At 34.3% G+C, this 12,694-nt stretch carries 13 protein-coding genes and 1 pseudogene; 1 reads left to right on the forward strand and 13 read right to left on the reverse strand.

Going from position 1 to position 12,694, the window contains the following annotated elements:
* Positions 1-213: 213 nt before the first annotated feature.
* From BN4220_RS20685 to BN4220_RS07775, 11 genes and pseudogenes are all read right to left on the reverse strand, one after another.
* Positions 214-1,116 carry an acetyl-CoA carboxylase carboxyltransferase subunit alpha gene (locus tag BN4220_RS20685; protein ID WP_066715306.1) on the reverse strand — a complete coding sequence of 301 codons (903 nt, stop codon included), beginning with the start codon at positions 1,114-1,116 and terminating at the stop codon, positions 214-216.
* 87 nt (positions 1,117-1,203) lie between these two features.
* A pseudogene (accD, locus tag BN4220_RS20690) lies at positions 1,204-2,055 on the reverse strand (acetyl-CoA carboxylase, carboxyltransferase subunit beta); the annotation flags it as partial.
* Between the two features lie 39 nt (positions 2,056-2,094).
* Entirely contained in the window at positions 2,095-3,438 is a 1,344-nt protein-coding gene (locus tag BN4220_RS07735) for an acetyl-CoA carboxylase biotin carboxylase subunit (RefSeq protein ID WP_066715308.1), read from the reverse strand.
* An 18-nt stretch (positions 3,439-3,456) separates the two neighbouring features.
* Complete coding sequence (gene fabZ / locus BN4220_RS07740; RefSeq protein WP_066715309.1) at positions 3,457-3,879, reverse strand: 3-hydroxyacyl-ACP dehydratase FabZ; 423 nt, start codon at positions 3,877-3,879, stop codon at positions 3,457-3,459.
* Positions 3,880-3,898: 19 nt separating this feature from the next.
* The gene (locus tag BN4220_RS07745) at positions 3,899-4,333 is read right to left on the reverse strand and encodes an acetyl-CoA carboxylase biotin carboxyl carrier protein (RefSeq protein ID WP_148401707.1); all 435 of its coding nucleotides are present in this window, start codon (positions 4,331-4,333) and stop codon (positions 3,899-3,901) included.
* 34 nt (positions 4,334-4,367) lie between these two features.
* Entirely contained in the window at positions 4,368-5,600 is a 1,233-nt protein-coding gene (gene fabF, locus BN4220_RS07750; RefSeq protein WP_066715311.1) for a beta-ketoacyl-ACP synthase II, read from the reverse strand.
* 44 nt (positions 5,601-5,644) lie between these two features.
* Positions 5,645-6,385 (reverse strand): 3-oxoacyl-[acyl-carrier-protein] reductase, encoded by a 741-nt coding sequence (gene fabG / locus BN4220_RS07755; protein ID WP_066715461.1) that lies wholly within the window; start codon positions 6,383-6,385, stop codon positions 5,645-5,647.
* 71 nt (positions 6,386-6,456) lie between these two features.
* Positions 6,457-7,377 carry an ACP S-malonyltransferase gene (gene fabD / locus BN4220_RS07760; protein WP_066715462.1) on the reverse strand — a complete coding sequence of 307 codons (921 nt, stop codon included), beginning with the start codon at positions 7,375-7,377 and terminating at the stop codon, positions 6,457-6,459.
* A gap of 203 nt (positions 7,378-7,580) precedes the next feature.
* Positions 7,581-7,814, reverse strand: a complete 234-nt coding sequence (gene acpP / locus BN4220_RS07765) for an acyl carrier protein (RefSeq protein ID WP_066715312.1) — start codon at positions 7,812-7,814, stop codon at positions 7,581-7,583.
* A gap of 42 nt (positions 7,815-7,856) precedes the next feature.
* Positions 7,857-8,246, reverse strand: coding sequence for a hypothetical protein (locus BN4220_RS07770; RefSeq protein WP_066715313.1), 390 nt, complete (start codon positions 8,244-8,246; stop codon positions 7,857-7,859).
* Entirely contained in the window at positions 8,236-8,823 is a 588-nt protein-coding gene (locus BN4220_RS07775) for an RNA polymerase sigma factor (protein ID WP_066715314.1), read from the reverse strand. The genes BN4220_RS07770 and BN4220_RS07775 overlap by 11 nt, the downstream gene beginning before the upstream one ends.
* Before the next feature lie 241 nt (positions 8,824-9,064).
* On the opposite strand from BN4220_RS07775, the gene metF reads away from it, so the two are divergent.
* On the forward strand, positions 9,065-9,934 hold the full coding sequence (gene metF, locus BN4220_RS07780) for a methylenetetrahydrofolate reductase [NAD(P)H] (protein ID WP_066715315.1): 870 nt from the start codon (positions 9,065-9,067) through the stop codon (positions 9,932-9,934).
* A gap of 137 nt (positions 9,935-10,071) precedes the next feature.
* Here the strand turns inward: metF and BN4220_RS07785 are convergent, their stop codons facing one another.
* On the reverse strand, positions 10,072-11,556 hold the full coding sequence (locus BN4220_RS07785) for a putative glycoside hydrolase (protein ID WP_066715316.1): 1,485 nt from the start codon (positions 11,554-11,556) through the stop codon (positions 10,072-10,074).
* A 40-nt stretch (positions 11,557-11,596) separates the two neighbouring features.
* A complete protein-coding gene (locus BN4220_RS07790) occupies positions 11,597-12,685 on the reverse strand; it encodes an HD domain-containing phosphohydrolase (RefSeq protein ID WP_066715317.1) in 1,089 nt (362 codons plus the stop codon).
* Positions 12,686-12,694: the final 9 nt, after the last annotated feature.

Raw genomic sequence — 12,694 nt, forward strand, 5'->3', positions numbered from 1 at the left:
ATACCTTGTATTTTATAGATATCATGTACTTTTATCTACAAAAAAATAGGGCTCTCACAAAATAGATAAGCTTTAGATACGCATTCCTTAGTTTTTCTGCTATGATCAAATTTATCCTTTGTATGTAAGCAAAGGATAAATTTATCTTCACATGAAAACATAAGGAATCACAAACCTAAAATTCTATTTTGGGCTAGCCCTATCCTGTAGTTATTAAAATTTTCGAAAACGTTCATATCGCTCATTTACGACATCCTCTGGTGATTTATCAGCAAAGCGATTTATAAAATCAAGTATCCCTGATTTTAGCTCTTTTACAAGCCAATCCATTGTATCAACGGTAAGTACTTTTCTTTCTTCATCATTTACAGATGCAGATATTTCTTTATTTACACCTTGTTCTAGTGATAGTTCCTCATCACTTAGCTCATTTTCATTGTTAATAGAAGATTCTTTGATTTCTTGTTCAGAAATCACCTTATTAATTACGTTTAAATCTAACAAATCGTCTGCAGTAATTTTCATAATAGAAGCGGCTTCATCTGCACGTCTGCTATCTTTCCATAGTATAGAGGCAAAACCTTCTGGTGAGAGAATTGAATAAGTTGAATTCTCAAGCATCCATACTTCATTTGCAACAGCAAGTGCAAGTGCACCGCCACTACCACCTTCACCAATAACAATGGATAGAATCGGAGTCTTTAAAGATGACATTTCGTATAGGTTTCTAGCAATTGCTTCTCCTTGACCACGTTCTTCAGCTTCAATTCCACAAAATGCTCCTGGTGTATCCACTAAACATATAATAGGTCGATGGAATTTTTCTGCTTGCTTCATTAATCGTAATGCTTTTCGATATCCTTCTGGATAAGGCATACCAAAGTTACGTTTTATATTTTGCTTTATATTTCTTCCCTTTTGTTGTCCGATTACAGTTACAGGGATTCCATCAATAGTTGCAATACCACCAACGATTGCACCATCATCCCTTGACATTCGATCACCATGGAGTTCAAGAAAGCGATCAAATATACCACCAATATAATCGACGGACGTTGGTCTTTCGTTGCTACGAGCAGTTTTCACACGCTCCCATGCAGTTAATTTTTCTTCCATAGGCACCTCTTACAAGTTCTCATCATAAAATATTTGGCTACTATCATCGTCGGCTTCTTCTCTTAATTGTGGCTTATCCCCACTACTTTTGATTAAAAAGGACAATATAGGTTTTAATCGACTTCGTTTTACTATTTTGTCAACAAAACCATGTTCTAATAAAAATTCAGCTCGCTGGAATCCTTCTGGTAACTTTTGACCAATTGTTTGCTCAATTACTCTTGGTCCTGCAAACCCAATAAGTGCTCCTGGTTCAGCTAAAATAACATCTCCAAGCATAGCAAAACTAGCCATAACACCACCCGTTGTTGGATCAGTCAACACTGAAATATATAAAAGACCTGCTTCATCATGCTTTTTAAGTGCTGCACTTGTTTTCGCCATTTGCATTAACGAAACAATTCCCTCTTGCATTCTAGCACCGCCAGAACAACAAAATATAATAAGAGGAAGACCTTTTTTAGTTGCCCCTTCAATTAATCTAGTTATCTTTTCGCCTACAACCTCACCCATGCTTCCCATAAGAAACGTAGATGCCATAACGCCAATCGCTACAGGTTCACCATTAATTTTACCTTCTCCTGTAATAACGGCCTCATCTAAACCAGTTGCAGTTCTCATTTGTTCTAATTTATTCAAATATCCAGGAAAATTAAGCGGGTCGCTTACTGTTAAATCTGTATCCCATTCCTTAAAGCTTCCCTTATCTAACACCATGCTAAGGCGAATCCTAGGTAAGATACGAAAATAGCTATTGCAATTTGGACAAATATAATAGTTTGTTATGATATCTTCGGTATAGATGATTTCTCCACATTTATCACATTTTTGAAACAATCCATCTGGAACTTGTGGTTCATTCATCATCACTTTTACTTTCTCATATCTCTTCGCTTCTTTCACACTTGATACACTTCCTGTCTTTTTATATATTGCCATGTTTGCTCCTATCTAAGCACTCGTTAAAGTACCTTTATCTTACTTCGCAATCACTCTCTCCACAAACCCTGTATCAATCTTGCCCATTTTGAATTCAGAATTATGGATTAGCTCATACAAGAAATCAGTATTTGTGTCAATTCCTTCAATAATTAACTCTTCCAGTGCACCACTCATTTTTTGAATGGCTTCGTCACGTGTTTTATCATAAACCATAAGTTTTGCTACTAATGAGTCATACATTGCTGGTATCGTGTATCCAGAATAAAGTGCTGTATCCACCCTAACACCATTTCCACCTGGGAGACGAAGATTCGTCACAGTTCCTGGAGAAGGTAAGAAATTACGTTCAGGACATTCTGCATTAATTCTACATTCAATTGCATGCCCTGTTATCTTAATCTCTTCTTGTGAGAATGATAAAGCTTCACCAGCTGCTATTCTTATTTGTTCTTTTACCAAGTCTATTCCAGTAACAAGTTCTGTTACACCATGTTCCACTTGAATTCTTGTATTCATTTCGATAAAATAATAATTTCCATACTTATCTAAAATAAATTCAATTGTACCAGCATTTTCATAGTTAGAAGCTATTGCAGCCTTTACTGCGGCTTCTCCCATTTCTCTACGTAAAGTTTCACCAATTGCACTAGAAGGTGCTTCTTCTATCATTTTTTGGTGTCTTCTTTGTATACTACAATCACGCTCACCAAGATGGACTACATTACCATACTTATCCGCAAGAATTTGAAATTCAATATGTCTAGCCCCCTCAATGTACTTTTCAATATACATTGTAGGGTCGCCAAATGCATTTTTTGCTTCTTGCCTTGCTGTCTCAAATAAATGTTCAAATTCAGATGCATTTTTAACGATTCGCATTCCTTTACCACCACCACCGGCAGAGGCTTTAATGATTACTGGATAACCAATTTCATCCGCTATTGTTTTTCCAATCTTTCCATCAAAAACTGGTTCTTTTGTTCCTGGTACTACTGGAACTCCAGCTGCAATCATTGTATTTCTTGCTTCTGACTTGTTACCCATTAAATCAATAACTTTACCGGATGGTCCAATAAATGCAATCTTACACTTTGCACAAAGATCTGCAAATTTACTATTTTCAGATAGAAATCCAAAGCCTGGATGAATTGCATCCGCACCAGAAGCAAGGGTTGCACTTAAAATCCGTTCCATTTTTAAATAACTATCTTTCGCTAATGCTGGACCAATACAAACGGCCTCATCCGCTAATTGTGTATGAAGTGCATTCGCATCTGCTTCCGAATAAACTGCAACTGTTTTTATTCCAAGTTCTTTACAGGCCCTTATAATTCGTACTGCTATCTCACCTCGATTAGCAACCAATAACTTTTTAAACATACGGATGACCTCTCTTCTTTAACCAATCACAAATGTGATTTCTGCTTCCGCATATACTTTATCATCTTCATATGCTTTTGCATGTGCTACACCTACTGGTCCTTTATTTTTAATCAATTCAACTTCTAATGTTAAAACATCCCCTGGAACTACCTTATTACGAAATCTTGCTTTGTTTATTGCTCCAAAATAAGCTGTTTTTCCAATGTTTTCTTTTACTGATAAACAAATAACCGCTCCTACTTGGGCAAGAGCTTCAATAATTAAAACACCTGGCATAACAGGTTCTTGTGGAAAATGTCCTGCAAAAAATGGTTCATTATAGCTAACACATTTTTTACCAATTGCTCTCACCCCAGGAACTAACTCTTCAATACGATCTATAAGTAAAAATGGGCTACGATGTGGAATAATTTTCATAATTTCTTCAATTGTTAACATATCTTTTTTCTCCTTTGTTCTATAATGGGCGAACTTTTACTAGCTGATCTCCAAAGCCTACCATTGCCTTGTTTTCAACTAATATAGCTTCCACTACACCATCAAATGGTGATTCAATTTCATTCATTAGTTTCATTGCCTCAACGATTCCAATTACTTGCCCCTTCTTTATCGTTTCACCAACTGTAATAAATGGCTCTCCATCTTCTACACCAGATGCGTAAAAAGTACCTACCATTGGAGAAGTTATTATATTACAACACTCTTCTTTTGGTTCTTCTACTATATTATTTTGAATTCTTGTAAGTGGAAATTCTTGATTTGGAATCATTGTAATTTCCCCTTCGCATTTTGCCTCAAAGCTTAATTTTGTTTCCCCATCTTCATAAGTAAAGGCGCTTAATCTTGACTTTGAGACAGCATCAATTAATGTAAGAATATCTTTTATTTCCATATTTCCTTCCATTCCGCCGCCTTTTGCAGCATACTTACTGTACTTTTTTAATTAAAAGACTTGCGTTATGTCCGCCAAATCCTAACGAATTACTAATCGCATAATTTACAACTTTATCTGTTCTAGCCTCCTTAGTATAATCTAAGTCAAGCTCTTCATCCGGTACTTGATATCCAGCAGTTGCATGGATAAAGTTTTCCATTACACTCTTCACACTAACAATAAACTCTACTGCACCTGCAGCTCCAAGCAAATGTCCAATCATTGATTTTGTCGAGTTAATACTTAAATTATATGCATGATCACCAAATGCTTTTTTAATTGCAAGTGTCTCTCCTAAATCATTATGATGAGTACTTGTTCCATGTGCGTTGATATAATCAACCTCTTCTGGGCGAATACCAGCTTCATTCATTGCAAATTCCATTGCTCTTGCTGCTCCGTCTCCATCCTCACAAGGAGAAGTAATATGATATGCATCACTAGTAGCACCATAACCAACGATTTCAGCTAAAATTGTAGCTCCTCTTGCAACAGCATGTTCATAGGATTCAAGTACTACAACACCAGCACCTTCACCCATAACAAAGCCACTTCTTTCTTTGTCAAATGGAATTGAAGCACGAGTCTTATCTGTTGCCTGAGTTAAAGCAGTTAATGAACTAAATCCAGCGATAGAAAGTGGCGTAATTGCAGCTTCTGTACCACCAGCAAGCATAACGTCTGCTTCATTACATTGAATATAGCGCATTGCATCACCAATGGAATGAGTTCCAGTTGCACAAGCAGTTACAATGTTCGTACTCTTACCTTTTAATCCATATGCAATAGAAACATTACCTGCTGCCATGTTGGCAATCATTAATGGAACTAATAATGGGTTAATTCTTTTCGGTCCTTTTTCTAGTAACTTCGCATGCTCTCTTTCAATCGCTTGTAAACTACCAATGCCTGAACCAATGGATACACCAATTCTTGTTGTATCTTCTGTTTCAAGATCAAGATTGGCATTCTTAATTGCCTGTCCGGCTGCTGCAACCGCATATTGGCAAAATAATTCCATACGTTTCGCAGCTTTTGCATCCATAAATTGCGCAGGATCAAACTCCTTAATCTCTGCTGCTAATTTAACTTTATACTCCGTTGTATCAAAACGTGTAATCTCATCGATTGCAACGGTACCTTTTTTAATGTTATCCCAAAAAGTATCTATATCATGTCCAAGTGCTGAAATAATGCCCATTCCAGTTACTACAACTCGTTTCATTTTTACCTCCGTACTGATTTTAATCAGCTCAATAATTTTCTTTGCTACATTTGCATTCCGCCATCTACACTAATGGTTTGACCAGTAATGTATGCTGCTTTATCTGATGCTAAGAAAGCAACTGTTTCCGCAATATCAGAAACTTCACCAAATCTCTTTAATGGAATTTGATTTACATAAGTATCTTTAAGTGCATCTGGTAATTTATCTGTCATATCTGTTTTAATAAAACCAGGAGCAACTGCATTTACCGTAATCCCTCTAGATCCTAATTCTCTTGCAAGAGCTTTTGTCATACCAATTACACCTGCTTTTGATGCAGAATAGTTGATTTGACCTGCATTACCAATTACACCAGCAATGGAGGAAATGTTAATGATTCTGCCACTTCTTTGTTTTAACATAATCTTACTAACTTGTTTTAAGCAGTAGTAAACACCTTTTAAATTTGTGTCAATAACATCATTGAATTCCTCATCTGACATTTTAAGAATTAAATTATCTCTAGTAATACCTGCATTGTTTACTAAAATATCGATTGAACCATATTCTTTTAAAACATCTGCAAACATCTGCTTCATTGCTTCAGAATCTGCTACATCGCCTTGGTAAACAGACGCTATTCCGCCTTCAGCTTTAATAAGTTCTACAACTTCTTCTGCTTTTTCTTTGGATCCGCAGTAATTTACGACTACCTTTGCACCATATTTTGCAAGTGTAATAGCAATTTCTCTTCCGATTCCTCTACTTGCTCCAGTTACAATTGCAACTTTATCTTTTAACATTTCTTTCACGCTTACCCCTTCCAATGGTTTCTTACTATGAACCTTATATATGTTTCATCAACGAAACTTGTTTAACAAAGACTTTTTAACTTTTCTAAATCCGCCACTGTATCAATATTGATAACATTTTTAGACTTATCTATTTTCTTTACAAAAGAGGATAATGTCTTACCTGGTCCTATTTCAATAAAAGTATCCACGCCTTCTGAAATCATTAATTCAATACTTTGCTGCCAGCGTACAGATGAAGATACCTGGGTTGCTAATATTTCTTTAATTCCTTCTTCACTTGTAATCATGGATGCTGTTGTATTAGCAACATAAGGAATCTTTGGTTTTGCAACCTCTACTTGTTTTAATTCCTCAAATAACTTATTTCCTGCTTCTTTTAACAATGGAGAGTGAAATGGTCCACTTACATTTAGTGGTATTACTCTCTTTGCTCCTGCATGTAATAAGCTTTCACTTGCTTTCTCAACTGCAGCCTTCTCTCCAGATATGACTAACTGCCCTGGACAATTATAATTTGCAATTCCTACAACGCCTTCTGTTTGATTACAAACATCAAGTACAGTATCCATATCCAGGGAAAGTACTGCTGCCATAGCCCCCTGACCTTGTGGTACTGCCTCTTGCATAAGAATTCCTCTTTTTCTTACTAAGGAAATCGCATCTTCTAAGCTCATAACCTCACTTGCCACAAGTGCTGCATATTCACCTAAACTTAATCCTGCACATACATCAGGAACAATACCTAATGTTTTGATATGGGCTAGCATTGCTCCAATGGTTGTAATCATAGCTGCCTGTGTATACTCAGTAATGTTTAAATCTTCATTTTCTTCATGGCAAAGTTTAACCATATCAATGCCTAGAAGTTTACTAGCTTTATCATAAACTTCTTTACTTTCAGGAAAGTTTTCATAAAAATCCTTTCCCATTCCAACATATTGTGATCCCTGCCCAGGGAATATAAAAGCAATTTTACTCATCTTTATACCCATTTTAGCTGCCATAAATTAAGAGTAATCTTAATCAGCAGTCATATAACAAACTGTGATATGGCAGGCCTTTCTAATAGTTATATTTTTAACTTAGTCTCTTTTAAATAGGAGAGTATCCCAAAGGCATTTCATGCTTTTTGCACTTTCCTCTTGCCTCTAGAACACTCCCCTTTTTCTTTTCGTATATTTATTTATTCTTCTATTCCTTTAGATTTTAAGTAGTTTACAATGTCTTCTACTGTATCTATGTTTGTTAAATCTTCTGTAGGTATCTCAGTTTCAAATTCTTCTTCAAGTGCCATAACAAGTTCAAATAAATCTAATGAATCGGCTCCCAAATCATCTTTTAGAGATGAGCTTAATGCAATTGTCTCCTCTCCAATATTTAATTGTTCAGCAATAATTGATTTCATTTTTTCTAGCATGTTATGTTCTCCTTTTTATTGTTTTATTTTCTTAATGTTGGCCTACCATGTTGCCTGTATTTTTTTATGAAGCAATTTTGCATTGCTTTTTTTCTTTATTAAAATAAGAATGACGCTTACCAAAAGTACCACCATAGCGGCTATCCATGACACAATCTGCATCATAAATCTAAACCTATTCTTAATTTTTTCTACTTTAATCTCAATCTTTTCTCGGATTTCTGGCATTTCATTACGTTCATTCTGTTCCATAATAGCGACTCTAAGTGAATCAGAAATTTCAAACTTACGATTTTTGTTTTTATTAATCCGCTTTTTTACATATGCAGTAAAGGTATTTTGTTGTCTAAGCAAATCTTCTTCTAAAAAGTTATTTTCTAGCAGTGCGATATCAATATCGCCCATTAAATCAATTAATACACTATCGATCACTTCGTTTCCCCCTTTCTTGGTACTCCATATCATCAAATACATTTTTCACCTTAGTTCTAAGACGTGATAATCTACTGTCTACCGCTGTCACCGTCATATTCATCGCTTTTCCTATGATTTTAGAAGATTGCAAATAAAAGTACTTTCTAATGACTAATTCTCTATCTTTCTCAGGTAAGCTAGCAATGACTGCATTCAACTTTTTCACATTCTCTTTACGAACCATTTGATTTTCAATGTTCTGATTATGATCTGTTACTGCATTTGCTATGTCCGAAACATCCTCTACATATAATTTATCTTCATGTCTTTTTAAATCTCGTAATTTATTTATTGCTGTATTTCGTACGATCACTTTCAAATATGTAGGAAGTGAGGCTTGATTCATATCATAACTTTCTGCATTTCGCCAAAATTTAAGATATGTATCATTTACACATTCCTCTATATCTCTAACGTGATTTCCTAATATACCTGTAGCTATATAAATAAGCAATTTTTCATACTTCTCTGCCATCATCGACAAACCGAGTTCATTTTTCTTACAAATCAGAGTAAGTATCTCTTCATCTGTCAAGACTACAGCCTCCTTCGAACATGCACATTAATCTATACCCATTTTTTTTGGATATCTTGCATGTAACTTTTTATTTTTTTAAGTCAATTAGAATTAGCATAATTATATCATTGAAATTATTGGGTTGCAATTTGCATTTTTCGAGTTTTTGTCAATATTGTTACTACCTATTTATTTTGTTATAATAATATTTAATTATTCAGTTAAATAACGATAACAGTAAGAAAGGCAAGGTAGAATAATGATTAAAGATACTTTAGCAAAGAAAAAGAAGACGATTTCAATCGAAGTATTCCCTCCAAATAAAGAAGAGGAATTCCAAGGTATTTATAAAACACTTGAAGAACTAGTTGAAATCCAGCCAGATTTTATTAGTGTAACCTATGGCGCAGGTGGCAGTAATTCTAAAAAGACCGCTGAAATTGCAAGCTACATAAAGAATGACCTAGGTATCGATTCCCTAGCCCATCTTACTTGTACAACATTAGATGAGTCAAATCTTATGGAATCATTAGATAACTTGAAAATTATGGGAATTGAAAATATATTAGCTCTTCGTGGGGATAAGCCAAAGGATATGGCACTAGAGGATTTTCTTCGACGTAAATATACCTATGCATCCGACATGATTTCAGACATTCGCTTGAAAAATAATAACTTTTGTATCGCTGGTGCTTGTTATCCTGAAAAACATGTGGAGGCAAAAACAATGGAGGAGGACATCCTTCATTTAAAAGAAAAAGTAGATGCGGGGACTGACTTTTTAATAACTCAGTTATTTTTTGAAAATTCTAGATTATATGAATTTCTAGATAAAACTGAAACTGTGAATATCAAAGTTCCAATTATCGCTGGTATTATGCCTATTACTTCAATAAAACAAATAAAAACAACGATAGAGATGTCCAATGCATATGTACCTTTAAAATTAAAACGAATCTTTGAGAAATACCAAGATAATCCTTCAGATTTTAAGAAAGCTGGAATCGATTTTGCAATTCTACAAATTCTTGATTTATTATCTCAAGGGGTTTCTGGAATTCATCTTTACACAATGAATAAAGTAGATGTTAGCAAATCTATCTATCAAAATATTTTTTCCTATAAATAAATTTTAATGCCAAGCCTTTTTCTATGATTATTTATTTTTTATTTTACGATTAGGGTGCCAACTTCTACGACAAAATAAGTAGTGCTATATAAACGCCTATAAAATATAGTAGAATTTGGAACCCAAATCATATTTATTTAATTATCCACCTTCCATGGTGATGTAATAAACTGTTCGATATTTGGTGGCTTTGATGGAATTACTTCTTCCTCAATAGTTTCTGTAGTTTCGTTTTGTAATTCACGATTCTTCATAGCTTTTTGCGCCTCTGCTTCTGTCATTAAAGCTTCTTGTGTATAATTCATAGCACCATTCCACAAAAGCCATTCTTCATAACCAGACTCATATACGGCTTCTATTTGTTCTCTTACTTCTTTTCCGCCATATTTAATATAATGTTTTAACCAAGAGGCGGTAAAATCTTGTAACCATGGCCGAACAACTGCCTTATGCTCTCCTTCTGAAATCCCCTTCAAAACATTTTTAGAAGAGCCAAGGGCCCCCAGAATCAGTTCATAAGGTTGTGTATCAGGATAGTCAATACCATAAGATCCATTTCCATAATGAGAGGGATAAATCATTGGGCATATATAATCTAAATATCTCGACATTTCTAGATAGCTTTGACCGACTATTTTAGCATCTACAGAACTATTTATTATTGCTCCATAGACATCAGCAGATACAAAGATTTTTTTTGCACGTAACTTTGTACAGGCATATTTTACAAATTCAGTGATTGTTTCTATTTTCGTTTTGTTTAATGCTTCTTCTCCAAAATCTACTTGCTTCATACTACTATCTGTTGAAAATCGGATATAATCAAAATTTACCTCATCGAATCCAACTTCTGCACACTGTGTTGCAACTCCTACTAAATAATCCCACACTTCTTTCTTATATGGATTAACCCAAGCCAAACCATCCTTATCTAAAAAAAAAGTTCCATCCTTTTTTTTCAGGGCTAATTCAGGTTTTTCCTTCGCTAATAATGGATCTTTAAATGCTACAACTCGTGCAATTAAATATATGTTTTTTTCTTTTAACTTTTTAATCAACCCATCAATATCTGAAATATAAGCCTTAGTGGCTTTTATTTCTTTTGCCATTTGATCATCCATTAAAAATGTTATTCTTCCTTCATCATCTTTCACATCGATGACCATAGTATTTAGCTCTGTTTCATCAACAAGAGATATTAAATCATCAATGGTACTATTCGCTTTTGAAGCGGTAACATAGATTCCTTTTACTTTTGTAGGAATACGAGTCTCTATAAAGCCGTTCATCCAAACATCCGCTGTTTCTTCCTCTTCTATCTCGTTTAATTCCTCAACGAAATCTCCGTTAATTCCATAGGGACCAATGATGAATTGTTTTTGTCCTTGCTCTATGATAGAATCCTCCCGCTGATGTTCCTCACTCTTTTTTGGGAAAGTATCATTATTTTGTTTTTCATTCGCAATTATATAAGTGGTAATGCCAGTTATAAAAGCAAACACAATTACAAGTAAAAAAAGTTTAAAACGCTTGCTCACTCTACTGACTTTTATAAAAGATTCTGAATATCTTCGTTTCTTCTTTTGGGAACTAAAGTTAAGTTTCATATCTTTCTTTCTCATAAAGTCATCCTTTTTTTCACGAATTCACAAGGGTATCGTATTATAAAGATTTATCACCTATGATTTGCTTTTGAATTTTAGTAAAAATTTCTACAATCTCTGGATCAAAGCTTTTACCAGCTTCATCGATAATTATTTTCATACTTTCCTCATGAGAGTATGGCTCATGGTAGCATGTCTTACTTGTTAGTGCCTCATAAGAATCCACAATAGCCATTATTCTTGCACTAATTGGTATTTCTTCACCTTTAAGACCTTCTGGATAACCACTACCATCCCATTTTTCATGGTGGAAGTTTGCGATTTCAGCTGCTAATTCGAATAAATCACTATGCTCTTTTAGTTTATTAACGCTTTTTAGAATCTCTGATCCATTACTTGGATGTTTCTTTATTATATCCATTTCTTCTTCTGTCAATTGATCCTTTTTACATAAAACGTTGTCTGGTAGTGTGATTTTACCAATATCATGCAATGGCGCAGCCAACTCAATTAAATTAATGAACTCATCACTAATCTTATCTTCAAAATAATCGGAAAGTTGTAGACTCATAGCTAATATACGGCATTTTTTTGCTATATTTATAAAATGCAATTCATCCGTTTTTTCCCTAGCTTCCGCTAGCTTTGCCATAGTAAGAAACATATTGCGGTACTCCATCATCATCGTATTATGTTGCTCACTTAATAATCTTTGCAATTTATTATTATAACTTTCAAGTTCGTGTTGCATACGATATATTTTAATATGAGTACTTACTCTTAATATTACTTCATCTAGTTCAAAAGGTTTTGTTATAAAATCTACAGCACCTAGTTTAAAACCTTTTACTTTATCAACCGTAGAGTTCATTGCAGAAATAAATATGATTGGTATGTCTCTTGTTTTCGTACTACTTTTTAGCATTTCACATAAATCAAAACCATCCATATCAGGCATTGAAATATCAAGCAATATTAATTGTGGTTCATAGATTTCAATTGCTTCAAGAGCTTGTATCACGCTTGTTACCGGTCTTGCCATAAAGCCTGCTTTCTTTATCATTTCTGCAAGTACTGTTAAATTTGCAATAATATCATCTACTATTAATACGTTTATTTCATCTCGGATAGTATCTTGTGTAATCATTATTTCCCC

The organism is Clostridium sp. Marseille-P299, from assembly GCF_900078195.1.
In the GTDB taxonomy this organism is placed as follows: Bacteria; Bacillota; Clostridia; order Lachnospirales; family Lachnospiraceae; genus Lachnoclostridium.